Genomic DNA, 19260 nt, shown 5'->3' with positions numbered 1-19260 from the left:
CCACTGTCCTCGTCCGAAACGGAGCCGACCATGGCCGAGCCCGGCAACACCACGGTCACCTGGGCCGAACGCATGGAGCTCCTCAAGGACTCGGCGCAGCAGCGGGTCCTGAATGCGCCGATGCCCATCGCGGCGATGGAGCAACTCCTCGCAGATGGGAAGGCTGACGCTCTCGGGCAGTTCGATGGAAGCCCGGTGCGCTACATGGACCGTTGGTGGCGGGAAGACGAACTGGGCTGGGTGGCTCTCGACGTATCCGCATCCGCCCAACTCGACCTCCACGCAGAGCGCTACCGGGCCGCGACCGCGGAAACCGCACATCCCGACGCGGACGCCGAGCTCGCCGAAGTGCCGCCCGCCCGGCCCGAAGCGGGGGCCGCGTGAACAACGATCAGTACCGTGCACCGCAGCATGAACTCAACGTCCTCAGCAGCCTCCTGCGCGACAGCTCCGCGGTGGACCAACTCGTCGACTGGAACCGCCGTCCCGACCCCCAGTACTGGCTCCGCCCCGACCACTTCAAGACCGAATGGACCGGCGCCGCCTACACGGCACTCCTGTCTGGCGGACTCAGCGACATCAAGCAGCGCCTGCGGGCCTTCCCCAACGCCGATCCCGCGACAGTCACCGCGGATGCCGTCATGGCCAGAATGGCGGTCCCCTACCAACAGCGCGCTGCGGTGGGCGACCCCAGCGCGCAGGCGGCACTGAACGACTCGGCGTACTGGGCGGCCGTCCACAGCGCCGTCCGCGAAATGGCACAACCCAGCTGGCCGGCCAACCCGGAGCACGCACGACACGACGCCTATGTCACGACCCGCGCAGCTCAGCACCCCTCCACGACCAAAAACGTCCCCTTCAAGCTGTCCCGCGGACGCGGCAACGACAGCGACGCGCTGATGAAGGAACTGGCGGTCATCGGAGCCATCCTCAACAACCCGGACCGCGCTCAGCAGTTCTGGTACACCCCCTCGTCCCCCGACGCATCGCCCTACTGGCTCCAACCCCAGGACTTCGGCGACCCCTCGACCGCCGAGATCTGGGATGCACTGGTCACCGGGCCCGACCCCGCGATCGCTCTGCCAGCAGCCAGAGACCCCCAGCTCACGCCAGAGCAGCGAGCTGCGGCGATGATCCAGCACATCACCACGCGGCTGATCTACAACGACCACCACCGCTCCACCGGCGACCCGGAGGCCAAAGCACGCCTGGACGCCAACGCCAACCAGCTCATCGGCACCTACCTCGCCCGCGCGAGCGCTCCGGACTACAGCCCCAACCCCGACAACGCCGCCCAGTACGCAGTCACCTTCATCCTCGAGCCGAGCATCCCCGCCGCCGTCGAGGACCTCGCAGGACGCGTCCGCGACTACGGACTGTCCGACGCCTCCCTGGGCCGGGTCGCAATCGAACTCAGCACCAACGAGTACGCCCTGGACCAACTCGCCGAGCGCCTCGATGCCGCGCCCCGCACCCTCGCCGGCTACAGCGCACCCGATCAGACCGCCGAGCCCGCACCCGAACAGAGCGAGGGACCGAGCTACACCTCCCGGCCAACCGAACGCCGCGTACTGATCTCCCTCATGCAGAATCCAAGCCAGCTCCACCAAGACGGCCCCACCCGGTCCCTGGCCGAACAGGACTTCACACAACCCGAGCACCGGTACCTCTTCAAGGCCATCCAGTCACTGCCACCGAACGCCGCCCAGGACCCCTGGCTCCTGACCAACCAGGCACACCAACTGGCCCGATATGACGGCGCCCCGCCACTGAAGTTCGAGGAGCTCAGCAACATCGGCTACGCCGCGCGCACGGTACGAGTACCCGAGGCCAGCCAGGGGGCCAGCCACCTTGTCACCATGACGGTGCGCCGCACCGCACGCGACGCCAGCACAGCCGTCCAGGCGGCCGCACAGAAGACGCTCGACCCGCGCGTGCTCATCGACCAGAGCCGCCAGCAGTTCCAGCAAGCCACCCGCGAGGCGCTCCGCTACCACGAGCAGTCCGTGCCAGGCCCCACTCCGCACGGCGCGCAACAGGCGAACGTCGCGTGATCGGGGCGGGCACACCCAAGGGAGCCATCCGTGACTGCTGATGAGCCTGATGGGCGGCAGCCGGGCGGTGACGCCGCCCGGCTGCCCGGAGACAACGTCCAGAAGGCCATCGAGTGGTTCACCACGGACCGCTCTCGCACCCGCCAGGCCATCGAGTATCCCGACGGCCCGGTAGCGCCAGGGCAACTCCTCGACTCAGCCCGCTTCGACGTACAGGTCAACGGTCTCCTGGACGGCGCACCAGCCGAACAGGCCCAGACCCTCGTGCGCGCCCAGGCCGAGTGGCTCATCCGGTGGATGCCGAGCGACCACGCTCCGCTGTCCCTCGACAGCGCGCAACAGGCCGGCCGGGCCTGGGGAATCCTGATCACCTCCGACACCGAGGCGCTGCCCGACCAGGATGTGCTGACCGAAGTGGTCACGCGCACCGGGATCTCCCGGCGCGCCGCGGACGAGATCAGCAGCCAGGCCCAAAGCACCAGTGCCGCCTACAATCGCGCCGACCTGCTCTTCCCGTACGACAACGCCACGGAGGAAGTCCTCATCGGCGACTGGAACCGGCTCGCCGCCTGTGGCCCCGAACTTCCTGAGGCCGCCGAGCGGACCCAGGACGTCCTGGACCTACTCACCGCCCGCGTCCTGGTCGCCGAAGAGCACGACTGGATGGTCGCCGCGGCGCAGCACGCCGCGCAGGTCTACGCCAGCGTCATCCGCGCGCAGCCGCTCCTTGCCTCCGTCGCCGCGGTGATCCCCAGCCGGGACCAACCCGATACCGAAGGCGACCAGGCCCGCCTCGTCGAGCTCGAACAGCAAGGCCACCTCACCGCCGCCGCCACCGCGGCCGCCCGGGCCCGGGCCGTACAGGAATGGGCTACCCCAGACAAGGCGGCCCCACCAGACCGGACCCGAACAGTGGAAGCGGCTGCTCCCGGGACGCGCACTCTGCTCCACCTGAACGAGACGCTCGCCGCACTCGATCCGACCGACGGCCCGGCAGCCTTCACCGCATTGGACCCGCAGCGTGTCGCCCAGGTCGTCGAGGCGATTGGCCAGCTGTCGACCAAGATGAGCACGATCCTGCGCACGGCCAGCACGCTGCCCGCGACGACAGGAGAGCAGCCCACCCCTCAGCACCAGCACCAGCACCAGCATCCCGACCCCGGCCAGAGCCCCGGCGGCAACACACCCAGGGCCGGGCCCTGAGCGGCCGAACAGCTCCCCGTGACTCGTCTGCGACTGCGACTGCGGCTGCGGCTGCGGCACCGAACTGGGCAACCGCGGTGGACAGCACCGCTCCGTGTGCGCAGCCCCGTTGCACAGGCGTCCCGCTCATCGTGCATCAGCTGGAGCAGGACATCGGCCGGCTCGCCCTGGTAGAGCAGCAGTTCCTCCGTCGGCACCGGGTCGTCCTCGTAGTCCGCCAGTGCGTCGCGGCCGCGCGGGTCCAGATGCCGCCAGGCACAGAACGTCTCGAAGTCGAAGGCGCCAGAGGCCGGAGCTGGACAGGTCTGCCGGTGCGCGCCGCTGCCCGCACCTGGGCATCCACCCCAGCCCAGTAGCTGGCGAACGACCCCCGGGAGCGGCCCGGCAAGAGCGCGAGATCCGCCTCGTCGACTGCTACCACTAGGGCGCGCCCGCTCCGTCCACCGGCCAGCCGCTTGCCGTCCTTGTCCACCCGCGACTCCCCGCCTCTCGGCCCACCGAGGCCCCGGAGCAGGGCGACACCCTGCTGGCCCTGGGGCCGCGCATCGGTCTAGTCCTGAACGTCGGCAGCGCCCACATCGGCGAGTTCGGCAGCCGCTCGTTGCCCACCGGGGTTCCCCGGCCGGTGCCGCCTACTCTGGCGCATGGGCTCGGCCCGCGACCAGCCGGACGGGGGTGCCGCGCGGACGTGCGCCGGGCTGCGGGCCTCAGCCGGCTCGACCGGCCCGCGCCGTGTCGACCCGTTCCAGCAGGCTGGCCGCCGCCGCGGTCTTGGCTACAGCCTTGGTCGACGCCGTGGCGGACACGCAGACGGCCTGGCCGTCGTGGGTGGCCTGGGCGGTGCATGTGAAGGTGGGCAGGTGGTCGGGTCCCTCGGCGCCCGTCGAGTAGCTCAGGCCGGTGATGATCCAGGTCTGCTGGTACTCGTTGAGGACCGAGATGGGGGAGGGGCTCTCCCCTGATCCGGCACCGTCCATGGCCGCCGGGAGCAGCGTGGCCTCGGGGACGGGCTGCGCGAGGTCGCGCGAGGGGTCGGGCAGGTCGGCGAGCCGGGCGAGCAGGCTGAGCGCCGCCTGGTGCCGGGCCGCCTTCTTCGTCGGTGCAGACCGTCGGGCCCCTTGGACGGCGCTCTCACCGGCCGGCCACGACGCCTGCGCGAAGAAGACGGCGTTGGGGGGCTGTCCAAAGGTCTGGACCGTGAACTCGACCGGCGGCAGGGCATTGACCTGGGCATGACCGGACAGGATGGACACGGCCCTCTCGGGTGCGACCGCGATGACGTCCAGACAGGCGCTGCGCCCCGGCTCCCACCCTGATCCGCCGGCGACGAGCAGCACCAACTGGAGATCCAGCGAGGTGAGCTGTCCGTCGGCAGCCCGCCGGGCGGTCTCGGCTACGAGGGCGGCGCCGGCGATGTCTTCCTTGCAGCCGCGCTTGAGGAGTGCGTGGAACGCCTGGGCGTCGAGTCCGGTGTAGTCGGCTGACGCGGCCGCGGCACCGCGGCGGGCGGAGGAGTGCGCGGACGACTTGCGTGACTCCCGCTCGGCGTCGCGGTCCTGCCGGGCGCCGGTGTTCAGGGCCTCGGCGATCGCGCGGAGTGCGTCGTCTTCGTAGGGGGAGTCGACGCCGTCCAGGTGGCTGGAGATGACCTGTTGCACGACCAGGTCGGGGTAGCGGCGCAGGGGCGAGGTGGCGTGGACGTAGCCCGGCAGGTTCAGACCCCAGTGGCCGCCCATGAACGGTGCGTACTCTGCCGCCTTGAGGGTCATCAGGGTGCGTTCGCGTAGCGCCTCCAGCCGGGCGGCGGACCCGTCGGTGAAGGCCAGGTCGAGATCGTCCAGCATGATCTGGCGCGGGGCGGCGACCCGTGCGGCAGAGTGGTTGCGGAACAGCAGCGGGAGGTCGCGTTCTGCGGCCCAGGAGGCCAGCGCGGTGTTCGCGGCGATCATGCACTCCTGGACGATCTTGTAGCCGATGGTCCGCTCGAAGGAGGCGAGCCGGACCACGACGCCGTCCTCGCTGGTTGCCCATCCGCTCAGGAGGTCGTACAGGGCGAGCGCCCCCTGCTGGCGCCGGCGGGCGAGCAGGACCTCGCTCACCGCCGCCGCCTCGCGCACGACCTCGTGGAGAAGATGACTGCGGTCGCCGACCGCGTCGGCGGCCTGGGAGTGGCCCAGGGCCACCAGGCCGCGCACCGTCGCGCGCTCGACGTCGACGCGCCCGACCGTCCCGTCCGGACGCACCTGCATGCGGATCGCGATCGCGGCACACGGCCGCCCCTCGGCCAGAGTCAGTTGGGCCTCCATCGGCCGGGGCAGCATCGTGTGCAGTGCCCAGCCGCCCCTGTATTCGGTCCGACGGCGTTCGAGCGCCTCACGGTCGGCCGTACTGCCTGGAGTGACGCAGGCAGCCACATCGGCGACATAGACGGTGAGGCGCCAGCCGTCGCCGACGCGTTCGACCTCAATGGCATCGTCGCGGTCGAGGGAACCGGGGCGGTCGATCATGAGGGCAGGAGTCAGTGTGGAAAGGGATGAAGGCTCGGCGGGTAGAACGCGGGACAACGGTTCGGTTCCTTCCTGAACGGGTCGGCAGGGTTGGGCAGGTACTGCCTCCGCGGCAGTCCGTCTTTGCTCATCATGCCCAACGGCTGTTTCGTTGGCAGGGATTCGCCTCGACCGAGAGCAGGTTCCGGAGCTCTTGGAGAACGTCGCCGATACGCCAGGCCCAGGACTTGGTGGTCCTCGATCGCCTGGGCGGTGTCGGCGAAGCAGGCCGCTCCCTCGCAACGCCGGTGCCCGCCCGGCGGCACCCGGCACGAGCGGGTGACGGCCCCAGCGGCTTGGTGGACTGCACCGAGGACGCCACCACCGCGGGGTGCCGAGCCGTGCGATGCCCGGCGCGAGCGGGGCCGGGGTGAAGGGCCGGCAGCAGGTGATAAGTCGACGGGTACGTCCAGCCGTCGTGGACCAACCGGGAGGTGAGGACGACCTCGTCGGGCCGCCGCTGAAGGCAGTTGATCAGGGCGCCCTCGGCAGGGATGAGATTACTGGCGAGGGCAGTCGTCGAGGGGATGCCGGATAGGCTCGCGTCGCTTCCTGCCTGGTTGTTGGCGGCTGACTTCGGCGTTCGCTCGGCCCTTGTTTCGGGGCGTCTAAGGCTGCGGGGCGGCGGGGTGGCAGTGGGCTGTCCAAACGGTGTAGGCGACCTGGGTCCAGCCGTTGAGCTTGGCCGGGTCGGTCCAGGCGGCGGGGTCGATGGTGTAGCCCACCGTGGGCAGCCGGCTGATCGCGTCCCCGAGGGGCGGGACCGGCTGGGGGTCCGGGCTTGGGACGATCATGTGGTGTCCGGGTCCGTCCGGGGCGGCGACGGCGAGGGTGTCGGCCGGACCGAGGTCGAGCGCGTCGACGACAACCTCGGGGCCGGGCGCGACAACGATCATCTGCCAGCGCTCCCGCCAGACGGCCAGTTCGGCCATGTACAGCGTCGGCAAGCCCTGGTGGTCGGGGTGCGGCGCGGCCGGTTGCTGCTCGGTCACGAACTCTCCTCGGATGGTGGCTCGTTTGGTTCGTGTCGCCCGTTCCCTGCGGCCCGGGATTGCTCTGATCGTAGTGGCGTGCTCGGATCTGCTCGCGCGCGATCGCGTTCTGGAGAGCATCGTCCTCGTCGGTAAACAAGTACTTGTGTCGGTTCTCGTTCCTTCGTCCACTCGTGGAGAGCTGCGGATTGCGGGAGGCAGCAGTTCGCCGTTCGAGGTGGTGCGTGAGGCGCAGACGCTGTTACAGGAGGCCCGCCCTGGTGGGCGACGTCCCGGGTCTGGCTGTCGCGGTCCGGACTGGTGCAGACCACGGGTTCGGCGCGGTGCGAGTGGAGCGGCACCCCTGTCTGATCACGAAAGAGCGCTGACCTGTAGAACACCGGTCTCAATGGAAGGGAACAGCCGCCTCACGAGGCGGGCACGGTGTTGCTGAAGCACTCAGTCGAGATGCTGCAGAGCCGAGCAGCGCCCGACAACTTGGCGGCAGAGAAGGCACTGCCAGGCGGCGAAAATTGCCCTCAATGCAATTTAATTGCATTGAGGGCAATAAATGGGTAAGATGGCGGCATGTCGAAGACACTGGAGACGCCGAAGACCACCCTGGAGATCCTGCGAGGATCCGTAGAGGTTCTACTTGCCGTCGCCGGCCAGAAGCAGAACCAGCTGGCCGACGGTATCGACCTGCCCACCTACGCCGTCAGCCGCCGCCAGTCGGGTCGCTCGCCGTGGGGCTTCGACGAAGCTGACGCCATCGCCTTGCACTTCGGTATTCCGACGCTCGCACTCCTCGCCGGAGCGGAGATCGCCTGCGAGGCCTACGCGAGCAGTCAGGGAAGCACCGTGACGCAGCTCGCCGCCGCTCCAAAGCGGACGCCGAGCGTGGCCGGAGCGGCGCCGATCATCCCCGCACCGGCCCCAACGGTGCCGCCGGAGCCGAAGGGCAGCGACCCCGCGCCCGCCACAGTCGACGACGTCACCGAGCTGTCCACTCCGGCACCCTGCGTGCTGTGCCAGCTCCCGGCCACCACCGCACTCGAAGGTTTCCCGCAGCACGTCTCCGCCGACGAGTGCGAAACAGCAAAGGAAGCCGCCCGGACGCAGGACACCCCCCCTGTTGCCCACGCTGAGGTGCCCCACCCCGCCCCGAGCGGCAGCGCGCAGGCGGCCTCCCAGCCGCGCAGTGCGCGAGTGGATCGGCCCGCCCGTCCACGCCAGCAGCGCAGCGACACCAAGGAAGCCGGCGTGGACTTCCTGCGGCGCAACATCGAGAACGCCCTGGGCGAGCACGACGGAGACATGGAAGCGGCGCAGGCCTTCCTCATCAGCAAGGCCATCCCCCACGCGATGGAACTGCTCGACATCACTCGCAAGGGCGGCCGCTACGACGTCGTGGCCTACCCATGGCTGCCGGAAATCCTCGACAAACCGACGAAGGACAAGCCCAACCAGATCTGGGAAGGCCGTCCCAAGTGGAGCCGTGAGTGGGACACCCTGCCGTCCGGCACGCACACGATCGACGAACTGGACATCAACGGCGCGTTCCTGAGCGCTCTCAAGACGCATCTCCCGCTGGGTGAACTCGTCCACAGCGAAGGCCCCATCGACACCGTGAAACAGAAGAAGTCGGGGCTCCACCTGGTCACTCCGGGGGAGTGGACACACGCCCACCTTCCCAACCCCCTGGGCCCCCGCGACGAGGGCGGACCGCTGTGGATCACCGAAGCCACCCTCCGGCTTCTGAACCGTGCTGCCTCCGAGAAATACGGGCAACTGTGCGCCCCGCCGCAGATCCACGAATCATGGACCAGCGGGAGCACGGAGCACCTTCTGGAGTACGTGCGCGCCGCCCTCACTCAGGTGCGGGCCGACGCGATCGCGCAAGGCGACACTGTGGCCCTGGAGTACATCAAAGCGATGTACTCCAAGCTGGTGTCGACCATGGGCGACTCGAACTACAACCGCGACCTTCAGCGACCCGACTGGATGCACATCATCCGCTCGGCAGCCTTCTCCAACCTCTGGGAAAAGGCATACAAGGCGAACGCTTCCGGCCTCCACGTCGTTGGAGTCAGGGACACCGACGGCCTCGAAGTGATCGGCGACTGGCGAGCAGCCGCCGACGCGCGGGGACGCCGAATCTTCCCCGAAGGGCGAGGCGTGTCGGAAGTCAAGCTCAAGACCCAGCGCACCATCACGATCGGCTCGGAGGCGTAACAGTGCCCGGCAGGAACATCGACTTCGGCCACTACAAGGCGACCGGCGAGCGCAGCAGCATCGCTGCCGCGCGCGTCCTGGACGCCCTGGCGGGCGGCATCACCTCCCCGGTGACCACCCGCCGCGGTCTCACCGCGCGCCTTCGCTACATGACCCGCTCCGACCACGCCCGCAGTGCCATGGTCAGCGAAGGTCTCGACCCGAGCCCCAAGACCCTGACGAAATGGCTGGAGGGCACCCAGGAACCCAAGCCGTCCAACCTGACCCTGATCGAGAAGACATACCGGCGGATGCGCCGCCACAACGTGGCCCGCTACCTTCTCCAGCGACTCAACGCTGGCGGCGGCACCCGGGTGGAGATCCACCCTGCCGACGACACGTTCGTCCAGGAGCGCCACCGGCGCCCCGACAAGAAGATGCGCAAGGTCAACTTCAGGCGCTGGGACCACATCGTCGCCGCCTGGGCCGACGGGGCATGGGACAAGGGCAACGAGATGCTGCTCGACGACGCCTGGATCGACGAACTGCGCGACGCCATCGGATCCGACTGGGGCGCGTACGAGTACTGCAAGTCGCTCGGCTTCAACGCCTGACCCACTCCCAGTCACGACGACAAGGACCCTCGCGCCATGCTTCTCACGCGCATCAGCGCCCACACGGCGGCACGGCAACTCGACCCACAGGCTACGGACCGGCTGACGGCCGCACTCGCCGAACTCGGTCTCAGCGAGCCGATACCGGACACTGTCCACCACGCATTCGCCCACCCGCAGTGGCGCTACCGCCTGGTCTACCGCGCGACGACAACCATCCTCGAGTGCGCGGCCGCGCACCGGGGGCACGCTGACAGCGGCACCCTCGACCTCGAACCTCTCCTCCGCGCCAGCCGCCGAGCGTGCGACGACATCCTTCGAGCGCACTGGATGCGCGGCACGATCCCCTTCGACCGGCGCCACCGCATCAACGCCGTACGCGCCCACGCCCGCCGCGTCGTCAACCGAGTCCGGTGGGCTGAGAGAAGCCTGGACGCCGACCCCGCCGCCAACCTGCCCACCCACGCTCACCGTTGGCTCACCATTGCCGACCGATACGCGGGCTGCCGGATCGGCGCGCTCCTCGACGATGTCGAGCCGTCGGCGGCGCGCCGTACGCAGGCGCCGTGATCCGCGTGTCTGAAAGCACCGCCAGCCCTTACTGCCCCCGGCTCCGCAATACGAAGAGTGGAGTGACGGTGGATGCGCATGCCCAGTCAGTCCGCCACAGCCGTGCCGAGCAACGGCAAGTACGATGCCGGTGCTCCAGCAGCGGCTGCGCCAGGTGAACCGAACAGACCAGGAAGAACTCCATGACCAGTGAATCCGACAAGGCCGCTGAGATCGCGCGGATCGCTCTTCAGTACCGAGACCTCATGCTGGAAGGTGCGATGTGGTCGGGAGGCCCAGTTGGCGCAGAGAGCATCAAGCAGGTGGCTGACGCCGTGTCGCAGTCCATGGATGCAGGAACCATGCTGCGGGGTCTGGCAGAGAGCAAGTCACCCGAAGCGACGCTTCGTGGTCTGATTGCAATCGCTTGGGCTCAAGGATTCAACGTGGGCGCCATGTACGCCGACAAACACGGCGGAAGCTAGTGTTCTGAGTCGGGAATTCTGTTCAGATAGCTGGCGAGGCGTTCGAGGATCTCGTCGGCGGTCTTCGTCCAGACGTAGGGCTTCGGGTCGGTGTTCCAGGCGCTGATCCAGTTGCGGATGTCCTTCTCAAGGGCCTGGACGGATTTGTGGACGCCTCGCCGTATCTGTTTGTTGGTGAGTTCGGCGAACCATCGCTCGACGAGGTTGAGCCAGGACGAGCCGGTTGGTGTGAAGTGCAGGTGGAACCGGGGGTGGGCCACCAGCCACTTCTTGATGGCGGGTGTCTTGTGGGTGGCGTAGTTGTCACAGACGAGGTGGACTTCCAGGTCACCAGGCACCTCTTTGTCGAGCTTGACTAGGAACTTCTTGAACTCCTCGGCCCGGTGCCTGCGGTGCAAGGAGCCGATCACCTTGCCGGTGGCCACCTCGAGTGCGGCGAACAACGTGGTGGTGCCGGCGCGGACGTAGTCATGGGTCGCCCGCTCGGGAACACCGGGCATCATCGGCAGCACCGGCTGCGACCGATCCAGGGCCTGGATCTGCGACTTCTCATCCACGCAGAACACCAACGCCCGTTCGGGCGGGTCCAAGTAGAGACCGACGACGTCGTGGACCTTGTCGACGAAGTACGGATCGGTTGACAGTTTGAAGGTCTCCGAGCGATGTGGCTGCAGGCCGAACGCCCGCCAGATCCGGGACACCGACGACTGAGACAGACCCATCTCTTTCGCCATCGACCGCGTCGACCAGTGTGTCGCGTTCTTCGGGGTGGATTCCAGCGTCCTGGTGACGACCGCGGCGACCTGGTCGTCCGTCACCGTCCTGGGGCCACCCGGACGTGGCATGTCACCCAGACCTGCGATTCGATATTGCACGAACCGGGCCCGCCAGCGGCCCACCGCCTGTGGTGTGGAACCGAGTTGAGTAGCCACGTCCTTGTTGGAGGTACCTTCGGCGCAGGCCAGGATGATCCGGCACCGCAATGCCCACGCCTGCGGCGTGGAACGACGCCGCACCCACTCCTCAAGTGCGGCCCGTTCCTCATCCGACAGAGTCAACTCGGCCTTCGGCCGCCCCATCCGCGCCATATAACAAGCCTACACATATACGCGGAATTCCTGACTCGGAACACTAGACGCCGGGGCCGCACAGGTCACCCTCAGCTTCACCGGCACGGTACTCAACGCCGTCCGCCTCACCTCCGCCGACGGCGAGGATGCGCACGTCAACCTGCCCGACCTGAAGGACCCGGGGAGCTGGCCGGACTGGCTCCGCGACGTGATCACCGAGCACCGCCCCCGCCCCTTCGGGACCGGGCAGCAGCTCGCCGATGCGCTCCTCGCCGCCCTGCGCGAGGAAACGAAGGAACGCGCAGATCACGCCGACGCCAGCGAGCGCACCCTGCTTGACCCGCTCGATGCGCTCGAACCGCCCGAGACCCTGAGCGCACTGGACGACCTCGGTCTCCTCACCGGCTCCCCTCTGCGAGCAGCCAAGGACACCTTGGCGTACCTCGACCGGCGCACCTACGGATCGGCGGTACACCAGCGGGACTGACCTCGCCGCTCCACACCCGGCCGCAGGCCGATGGTCGAGAACTAGGCGGCTCCCCGCACCGGCGCAGGACGTCGCCGCAGCAACCCTCTCCGGGGGCTGCTGCGGCGACGTCCTGTTGTCTTGCCCGCCTGGCTCGCCGACACCACCGTCACGTCCAGCCTCCGGGCGACGCCACCCCGCCCGTCGGCCGTTCGGGTCCGGCACCGAGCGGGCGTGGTCCCGCCCGGCGGAACGGCCCGCCAGAACGCTGTGCACCTGGGCGGGACACACCCCTATGCCCCCACCGGTGCACCTCTGAGCGGGCCTACTGTCCCACCACAGCACCGCCGTGTCCGGCGGTCGCCCCTCGCGACAACGCCGTGCCGGTCCGCCCTGTCCGACAGCCCAGCCCAAGGAGACGACGTGAACCCGCACCGTCGAGCCACCGAAGCCCTCGGCATCGCCTTGTCCGCCGCCGCGGTGCTATCACTCGGCGCCTGCTCCAGCGATGCCGGCAAGGATCCTGCCGGGGTCACGAAGGCGTCCCCGGCAGCGCAGGAGACCGCCCGCACGGCTCCCGCAGCGTCCCCGGACACAGAGGCGACCGCGCTCCCCACGGACCAGAAGCCCATCGCGCGTACTCCGGGCGACAAGGGCATCGTCGGCGAGGTGTACAAGGTGCAGCGCAAGGACGGCGTGCTGACTGTATGGGCGGGCGCCAAGAACACCGGCTCCGAGAGCTACGCGGCCTACAACTGGCGCAACGGCACCGACGTGTACACCCTGGCCGGGTCCTCGGCCGTCGACAAGAAGAACTCCAAGAGGTACATGGCGCTCCTGGATTCCAGCGGCAGGTGCCTGTGCAGCGAGAAGCTCGGGGACTCGATCGAGCCGGGGGAGACGCGCCCCCTGTACGTACAGTTCCAGGACCCGCCCCAGAACGTGGACGAGGTGGACTTGCAACTGGGCAACCTGCAGGTCGTCTCCATACCCCTGCCCGTGAGCTGACCCGTGACCACCATCCGGTTCGCCCTCATCCTTCCCCTCGTCGCAGCAGGCGCCCTCCCCCTGACCGTCCCGTCAGCCGCTGCTGAACCGGACCCGCACACCCCGCTGACCGTGCAGACCCGGACCTACAATCTGGTCTCCCGCGTTGAGAACCTGGCCGGGACCGAGCGCGTCTCCGAGAGCCAGACCGAGACCACCTACAGCCTCCAGGCCGCCGTCCTGTTCTCCAAGGACAGCGCAGACATCTCGCCCCAGGCCAAGAAGAAGATCGACGACATCGCTCAGAAGATCGCCCAGGCGAACCCCGGCAAGGCCGTGGAGGTCCGCGGCTACACCGACAACCTCGGCAGCGCGCAGCACGGCCTGGACCTCTCGAAGGACCGCGCCAACGCTGTGAAGGAGCTGTTCGAGAGAAACCCCATCCTCACCCGGACCACTTTCACCGCGAAAGGTCTCGGTGAAGCCCGGCCCATCGCCGACAACGGCAACGAGGCCGGCCGCCAGAAGAACCGGCGTGTCGAGATCGTCGTCCCCACCCGCTAGAACGACAACACCAGGCATGAACAGTTGCGGCCCTAACACCGCCCCCCGCCACAGTCGCCACGACGGCGCACCACCGCGCCGCGACGACTGAGAGGGGGAGACCGTGTCCGAGTCCAACGACACGCTGACCGCACTGCTGATCTTCGCCGGGTTCCTGCACACCCTCACCCTGGTGGGGATGATCCTGCACACCGCGCTCGCACTGGCCGCCCCGGAACCTGATGACGTCCAGGAGCTACCGCGCTCGGCCCTGTTCCTCGGCCGCGCGCCGGTCCAGCGTGCTGGGCGCAGCACGTTCATCAGCCGCCTGCTGGCGGTCTCGGGCCTGCTGCTCGCTGCCGCTTCGGCCATGAGCCTGGCGGAGTCGGCAGCCCCCGCCTGGACCGCTGTCCTCGCCGTGCTTGCTGTAGTCCAGCTGGGCAGCGCCTACGCCTGGAACAAGCCCGGCAGCGTGAACACCGACGAAGCAACAGAGCAGGATCAGCCCGACGACGAGCACGCCGAGCGAGACGGCGAGAAGGAGGAGACGAACAAGCCCGGGTCGAACTGACCGCTCGGGGCCCGATCCGCCCGGCGGCAGCATCGCCCTTCAAGCCCGCTGATCACGCACCAGTGCCCCGGCACAGACCTTGGTCTGTGCCGGGGCACTGCCATGCCCGCCCTTGCGGCCCTAACCCCGCAGCCCGCCAGCGTTCGTGACACCAGGCCAGGAGCGCCCCCAGCCTCTCGGCCTTCGACCTCACCACGCCGAAAGGGCACCCGGACATGCAGACCGCACACCTGATCACCGCCGCACGCGATGCCCTCACGACCCGCCGCGCCCACGAGCGGACCATCAACACCCTGACCATCACCACGACGCACGATCCCGCCCGCCACACCCCTACCTACAACAGCGAAAGCGTGGCCGTACGCCACGACGACGGCACCCTCGCCTACATCGACCTGACCAACACCGAGTTCGCCGAAGACCTTGACGCACACGCGGAGGACCGCCTGTCCGCCTCCGGCTCCCTGCCCCCGCTTACCTTGCGCCTGGGCCTCGCCCCGGCCACCCAGCCGCCCGCCGAACTCAACGCGCAGACCAGGCTGTTCATCCTTTCCATTCACGCCCGCGCCGCTGCCCATCGCCCCGGCCTGAACGGAAACCAGGTGCTAGAACTGGCCAACCTGGCCTACGAAGCCAACGACACCGCCCGCCACGACAACGCCCTCCCCCTTCGTCAGCTCCAGCCCTACGCACGGCGAGCCGCCGCGCACGAACTGCCGTTCCCGCGCGAGGCCACCGCCCTGTTCCTGACTCAGACCGCTCGCCTGGCCGTGCGCACCATGAGCCATAACATGCAGCCCTGCCCGCTCGCGGTCGAACTGCCCGCCGGCCACTTCGACGACACCCTCGCATGGCTCGCCTACAAGGCTGTGACCCGCTTCCGCGACGGTGCGACCGGTCGCGAGCCCCGCTACAACACGCCAGCCTTGCGGGCCGTCCTCCAGACGCTCGCAGCTCTTCAGACGCCCACCGCCGGAGACCGCCTCAGCCTGTACCTGACCGACCCTCCGGGCAACTCCACCGGCCACGCTCTGGACCGGGACCCCATCCCCGAAGGCGCTACCGTCTACAAGGCGATGCCCGGCGTCATCATCACGGGTGAGCAGGTCCGCCGAATCGCCGATCTCCTCGAAGCCGACCAGTACGTGATCCAGCTGCGCGCTGCGGACTCCTGGCGCCTGCCCAACCATGACGAGCCCGGAACTCTCAGCCGCCGCCAAGTCGCCGCTGCCCTCCGGCGAGCGCGGGACCGCAGCATGCCGGGCGCAATCCGCTTCAGCCGGGACACCGACGGCACCGTCTACGTCTCCGACGCCACGCAAGCCGCCCGCTACCTGCCCACCACGCTGATCCCAGACCACCGAGACGGCCACTGCCCGGGCTGCCACACCTCCTACGCAGCCGCCGGTGAAGGCCCCTGCGGCTCGGCCGCCTGACAAACCGGCAGAACGGCCCGCAGCTCAGCAGCTGCGGGCCACCAGGCCGCGCCGCCAGCCAACTGCTCTGTCCAAGGCCGGAGAGCGACCCATCACCACCACGCCCCGGAAGCAGATCCGCACCGCCCCGGTAGGCGGCCACTCCTTCGGCTCGAACCTCCTCAGGAGACGCTTGTGCTCAGCACGTCCAGCCCTCAGCCCGGTCCCGCACGTACAACTCCACCACTCCAAGAAGGCGTCCAGCCAACCGACGTCGTCGAGATCCCCACCGCTTCTCCATGGTGCCAGCGGTGGCGAGAGAAACAGCATTCGTGGCGTCACACCAGCGCCGGCGGATTCAACCCACGCCACTTCATCGTGGAGCCGCTGGCCGTCCGCACAGCCAAGGAGTTCGTTCTCCGGCACCACTACTCCGGCTCCTTCCCCTCCGCCAAGAAGACGTTTGGGCTTTTCAACGTCTCCGACGGCCACCCGCGGTTGAGCGGGGTGGCCGTCTTCGGGCTTTCCGTCAGCCGGGTCGTTCTCGAGCGCGCACTGCCCGACCTCGAAGCCAACGTGGCCGCGTTGGAGTGCTCACGCTTCGTTCTCCTGGACGAGTGTCCGGGAAACACCGAAAGCTGGTTCCTGGCCCGCTGTTTTGATGAGCTGCTCGTCTCGGACGTTCGAGGCGTGGTGTCTTTCGCGGACCCCGTCGCCAGGCGAACAAGTACCGGCCAGGTGATTGCAGTCGGGCATATTGGGACAATTTACCAAGCCTCGAATGCGGCTTACACGGGGCGGGCCACGGAGCGCACGATCAAACTGCTGCCCGACGGGACCATCCTTAACGGCCGTTCAGCGCAAAAGGTAAGAAAGCAGGAGCAAGGCCACGAGTACGTTGAAGCCAAGCTCATGTCCCTCGGCGCCCCGGCGCCCCAGGCTGGCTGCGCCCCGGCCCTCTGGCTACAAGATGCCCTGCGCGCTGTCGGTGCCCGAAACGTACGCCATCGCGGCCCGCACCGGTACGTATTCCGACTGGGCCGAAACCAGCGTGAGCGCGACCGGATCACCCTCGGATACCCGGAGCTGAAGCCCTACCCCAAGCGTCCCGACTCCAGCGACTAATCAGCACCATTAGCCCCACAGCGGCCCGCCCCCGGCTCAGCCCCGGGGCGGGCCGCCGGCCGTTCGCCGGCCCACCACCAGTTGCGGCCCTAGCCAGACGCTCGCCCAATGTGCCGCTCACCGGGGCCCACAACACCCCGGACCGCCGAGCCGGACACGAGAGGCACACCAACATGACTAAACGCCGGAACTACACCCGCGAGCTGATCACCGCCCGCGACTCAGCATGTCGGGCCCATCGCCAGCACCATGGCGACGCGCAGAACCGTCCGCCCATGCTGCGCATCATGGCCGGATTCGGTCCCGGCATCCCCGTCGCTTACGAGCCGCGCAGCAAGTCGGACCCGCGCCCGTGGGTCGAGTACAACGGCGACACAGGCACCGCCGAATTCCGCTACACCGGGCGCGAGTGCTGGACCGCCCCCGTGGAGAGAAGGAACGAAATCGTCGTCCGACAGATCATCGCCCGGTCCGTGTACCGGCGGCTGGCCGCCGAAGGCATCGCTTGCGGAGGCTGGGGCGACAGCGCGGGAACCTATGCCCGCTACACCTTCGCCGACGACTCCGAGGTCACATGGTCGGGCACCGACCGCTACGGAGCGGATGTCTCCAACCATCACCCGATCGGAGAGCACGGATCCCTCGGCGCGCACTGGATGCAGCGCGAGCGGCTTCCGTACGCGGAGGAGCTCCCCGACTTCACCACGGGCAACTATGCAGTCGACTCCGCTGCGTTGGTCGCCTGGATGGTGGCTCTCGCGAACCGACACGGCCGCCGCCACCAGGAGTATGCCGCTGCGGAGGACGCGCAAGCTGCGCTCTCCTGGCAGAAGTCCACCGGCGGCTTCATCCTGGAGGAGACCGCGGACTCGGCCCGCTGACCCTGCACCATGAGTGCTCCCTGTCCCGCACTGGGACAGGGAGCGGCATCGCGTCGGGGCCGACGCACTCACATACGTGACGCCAGCGGACAGAGCGGCAAACCCTCGGGGTCTATCGAACCGGGCCGGACTGAGCGCGAAGCGATCGAGGCGCTCCGCAGGGCCTTGCTGGCAGGGCCGACGCACCCAGGAGGAGCAACAGGCGGAGAGGCTCGCGCTGTTCTGGACCACCATCGCCTTCAGGCCGGGCACCCACCCACGGTGGGTGCCCGGCCCGAAGGCGTTGCGCGGCTAACCCGCCCGCGGACCAGTGTCGGTGTGCCGGGCCGCCCAGAAACAGCGTGTCCCTTTCGCCCCTGCCGCCAGGGCTCGGCACCTCTGCCCACAACCCGAGAGCGAGTGCAACCACATGCCCCAGATTTCCACCCTGCGCCCGTCCACCACCGCCGAGACCGACCGCCAGGTCCTCCGCCTGTACGCTCTCGCCCGCCGGGTGCCCCCCATCGCCGGCATCCTGGCCCACCCAGGGGCAACCGGGGACGGAGTCGCCTACGCCTCCACCCGCATCCCGCGCGCGCTGTCCGCCGCTCGGCGGTTGCTGGCGCTGCCCGGTGTCGCCGAACACGAAGAGACGCCCTACGCCATGTCGTTCCTGAAGGCCGCAGAGAGTCAGCTGAACGCCCCGTCGACCACGCTGCTGCGTATCGCCGCCGCAGCCCAGGAGGCAGCCACTCGCGCCGACGCCGCCGACGATGATCTTCGGGTGGTTGTCTTCCGGGACATCGAGGAGCGGTGCCGCTACCTGGTCGAGGCCGCAGTCGTCACACCGGTCTACGGACGGCAAGGCTGGAGCACGCGCGACCACGCAGCCAACGACAGCCTCCAGCAGTGGGCCGCGCACTGGGGACTGGTCGGGCGCGGCGACGGCTCCCGTTCCGCCCTGCTGCTCTCGACCGAGCAAGTTCCTACGGTGCCCGCGGAGCTGTCGCGGCGGGCCGCCGAGCGGGCCGCCGCGCGCGCCCGCTGCGCAGCCGGGATCCGCTGCACCGAACGCACCTGCCTGGCCTACGGTGCCGTCAAGGTCACGTTCCTGGTCGACTCCTGGCTGTGCGCAGGGTGTATCCGCGCCGCGAACACCCGGCTTGCCACCGAAGGCCACGTCCGGGACATCGTTCAGCCGGTTCCCGGTGGAACCCCCGACCGCGCCCGCTACATCGTCAGGCTGTACAACGCCACAGGTAAGGGCTCCCGCACCGTTGAGTGCTCCAACCCGCAGCGCGCTCAGTTCATCGCGGAGACCGAGCGACCGTTCAACAACACCGACTACACAATCTGGATCCCCGCTGAACCCCGCAGCTGAGCCGCATACCCGCGTCATGGGCCCGCCACGCCATCCGGCGAGGCGAGCCCATGACGCAGTTGCATCCCCCTTCCGGCCACCCAGCACACCGGCACGGCGCACCCCCTGCGGCCCGTGTCAGCGAACGCGGCAGCCCCCTGCTGGGCAACAGATCACCCTTGCCGCTGCCCGCGGGACGAGCCGAGAGACGGACGGAGCCCCAGCCA

General features: G+C 68.8%; 19 protein-coding genes. 16 read left to right on the top strand and 3 right to left on the bottom strand.

Annotated features, from left to right (window positions below):
* Positions 1–30 precede the first annotated feature (30 nt).
* The 4 genes from OG413_RS40210 to OG413_RS40195 all read left to right on the top strand — a co-directional run bounded on the left by OG413_RS40210 (position 31) and on the right by OG413_RS40195 (position 3613).
* Entirely contained in the window at positions 31–384 is a 354-nt protein-coding gene (locus OG413_RS40210; protein ID WP_266814540.1) for a hypothetical protein, read from the top strand.
* Complete coding sequence (locus tag OG413_RS40205) at positions 381–2054, top strand: hypothetical protein (protein WP_266814539.1); 1674 nt, start codon at positions 381–383, stop codon at positions 2052–2054. The genes OG413_RS40210 and OG413_RS40205 overlap by 4 nt, the downstream gene beginning before the upstream one ends.
* 30 nt (positions 2055–2084) lie before the next feature.
* Positions 2085–3257, top strand: coding sequence for a hypothetical protein (locus tag OG413_RS40200; RefSeq protein WP_266814538.1), 1173 nt, complete (start codon positions 2085–2087; stop codon positions 3255–3257).
* A 131-nt stretch (positions 3258–3388) separates the two neighbouring features.
* Complete coding sequence (locus OG413_RS40195) at positions 3389–3613, top strand: hypothetical protein (protein ID WP_266814537.1); 225 nt, start codon at positions 3389–3391, stop codon at positions 3611–3613.
* 351 nt (positions 3614–3964) lie between these two features.
* Here OG413_RS40195 and OG413_RS40190 read toward each other — a convergent pair whose 3' ends face one another.
* Both OG413_RS40190 and OG413_RS40185 read right to left on the bottom strand, forming a co-directional pair.
* A complete protein-coding gene (locus tag OG413_RS40190) occupies positions 3965–5764 on the bottom strand; it encodes an RNB domain-containing ribonuclease (RefSeq protein ID WP_266814536.1) in 1800 nt (599 codons plus the stop codon).
* Positions 5765–6411: 647 nt separating this feature from the next.
* The gene (locus OG413_RS40185; RefSeq protein WP_266814535.1) at positions 6412–6795 is read right to left on the bottom strand and encodes a hypothetical protein; all 384 of its coding nucleotides are present in this window, start codon (positions 6793–6795) and stop codon (positions 6412–6414) included.
* Positions 6796–7362: 567 nt separating this feature from the next.
* Here OG413_RS40185 and OG413_RS40180 point away from each other — a divergent pair.
* The 4 genes from OG413_RS40180 (at position 7363) to OG413_RS40165 (ending at position 10636) form a co-directional block, all read left to right on the top strand.
* Complete coding sequence (locus tag OG413_RS40180; protein WP_266814534.1) at positions 7363–9009, top strand: hypothetical protein; 1647 nt, start codon at positions 7363–7365, stop codon at positions 9007–9009.
* 2 nt (positions 9010–9011) lie between these two features.
* A complete protein-coding gene (locus OG413_RS40175; RefSeq protein WP_266814532.1) occupies positions 9012–9602 on the top strand; it encodes a transcriptional regulator in 591 nt (196 codons plus the stop codon).
* Positions 9603–9638: 36 nt separating this feature from the next.
* Positions 9639–10172: a hypothetical protein gene (locus OG413_RS40170; protein WP_266814530.1), complete on the top strand. Its 534-nt coding sequence runs from the start codon at positions 9639–9641 to the stop codon at positions 10170–10172.
* Between the two features lie 182 nt (positions 10173–10354).
* Positions 10355–10636: a hypothetical protein gene (locus tag OG413_RS40165; protein ID WP_266814528.1), complete on the top strand. Its 282-nt coding sequence runs from the start codon at positions 10355–10357 to the stop codon at positions 10634–10636.
* On the opposite strand, the gene OG413_RS40160 is transcribed toward OG413_RS40165, so the two are convergent.
* Positions 10633–11715, bottom strand: coding sequence for an IS630 family transposase (locus OG413_RS40160; protein ID WP_266814980.1), 1083 nt, complete (start codon positions 11713–11715; stop codon positions 10633–10635). The two genes, OG413_RS40165 and OG413_RS40160, sit on opposite strands and share 4 nt — an antisense overlap.
* 199 nt (positions 11716–11914) lie before the next feature.
* Between OG413_RS40160 and OG413_RS40155 the strand changes: the two genes are divergently transcribed.
* The 8 genes from OG413_RS40155 (at position 11915) to OG413_RS40120 (ending at position 19054) form a co-directional block, all read left to right on the top strand.
* Positions 11915–12193: a hypothetical protein gene (locus OG413_RS40155; protein WP_266814526.1), complete on the top strand. Its 279-nt coding sequence runs from the start codon at positions 11915–11917 to the stop codon at positions 12191–12193.
* Positions 12194–12595: 402 nt separating this feature from the next.
* Entirely contained in the window at positions 12596–13180 is a 585-nt protein-coding gene (locus OG413_RS40150; protein ID WP_266814524.1) for a hypothetical protein, read from the top strand.
* Positions 13181–13183: 3 nt separating this feature from the next.
* Positions 13184–13723 (top strand): OmpA family protein, encoded by a 540-nt coding sequence (locus tag OG413_RS40145; protein ID WP_266814523.1) that lies wholly within the window; start codon positions 13184–13186, stop codon positions 13721–13723.
* A 103-nt stretch (positions 13724–13826) separates the two neighbouring features.
* Positions 13827–14273, top strand: coding sequence for a hypothetical protein (locus OG413_RS40140; RefSeq protein ID WP_266814521.1), 447 nt, complete (start codon positions 13827–13829; stop codon positions 14271–14273).
* Positions 14274–14488: 215 nt separating this feature from the next.
* Positions 14489–15709 carry a hypothetical protein gene (locus OG413_RS40135; RefSeq protein ID WP_266814519.1) on the top strand — a complete coding sequence of 407 codons (1221 nt, stop codon included), beginning with the start codon at positions 14489–14491 and terminating at the stop codon, positions 15707–15709.
* Between the two features lie 357 nt (positions 15710–16066).
* Complete coding sequence (locus tag OG413_RS40130) at positions 16067–16813, top strand: hypothetical protein (RefSeq protein WP_266814517.1); 747 nt, start codon at positions 16067–16069, stop codon at positions 16811–16813.
* Between the two features lie 173 nt (positions 16814–16986).
* Complete coding sequence (locus OG413_RS40125; protein ID WP_266814515.1) at positions 16987–17694, top strand: hypothetical protein; 708 nt, start codon at positions 16987–16989, stop codon at positions 17692–17694.
* Positions 17695–18103: 409 nt separating this feature from the next.
* Complete coding sequence (locus tag OG413_RS40120) at positions 18104–19054, top strand: hypothetical protein (protein ID WP_266814513.1); 951 nt, start codon at positions 18104–18106, stop codon at positions 19052–19054.
* Positions 19055–19260 lie beyond the last annotated feature (206 nt).

This window comes from Streptomyces sp. NBC_01433 (assembly GCF_026340105.1).
Classification (GTDB): domain Bacteria; phylum Actinomycetota; class Actinomycetes; order Streptomycetales; family Streptomycetaceae; genus Streptomyces.
Note: the sequence above shows the minus strand (reverse complement) of the source record. Positions and strands in the feature narration are given on the sequence as shown.

What these genes read in the sequence shown, in the direction of transcription:
- OG413_RS40135 (WP_266814519.1), top strand. Translation starts at nt 14,489, where the DNA reads ATGCAGACCGCACACCTGATCACCGCCGCACGCGATGCCCTCACGACC.
- OG413_RS40160 (WP_266814980.1), bottom strand. Translation starts at nt 11,715, where the DNA reads ATGGGGCGGCCGAAGGCCGAGTTGACTCTGTCGGATGAGGAACGGGCC.
- OG413_RS40170 (WP_266814530.1), top strand. Translation starts at nt 9,639, where the DNA reads ATGCTTCTCACGCGCATCAGCGCCCACACGGCGGCACGGCAACTCGAC.
- OG413_RS40120 (WP_266814513.1), top strand. Translation starts at nt 18,104, where the DNA reads ATGCCCCAGATTTCCACCCTGCGCCCGTCCACCACCGCCGAGACCGAC.
- OG413_RS40190 (WP_266814536.1), bottom strand. Translation starts at nt 5,764, where the DNA reads ATGATCGACCGCCCCGGTTCCCTCGACCGCGACGATGCCATTGAGGTC.
- OG413_RS40125 (WP_266814515.1), top strand. Translation starts at nt 16,987, where the DNA reads ATGACTAAACGCCGGAACTACACCCGCGAGCTGATCACCGCCCGCGAC.
- OG413_RS40180 (WP_266814534.1), top strand. Translation starts at nt 7,363, where the DNA reads ATGTCGAAGACACTGGAGACGCCGAAGACCACCCTGGAGATCCTGCGA.
- OG413_RS40210 (WP_266814540.1), top strand. Translation starts at nt 31, where the DNA reads ATGGCCGAGCCCGGCAACACCACGGTCACCTGGGCCGAACGCATGGAG.
- OG413_RS40165 (WP_266814528.1), top strand. Translation starts at nt 10,355, where the DNA reads ATGACCAGTGAATCCGACAAGGCCGCTGAGATCGCGCGGATCGCTCTT.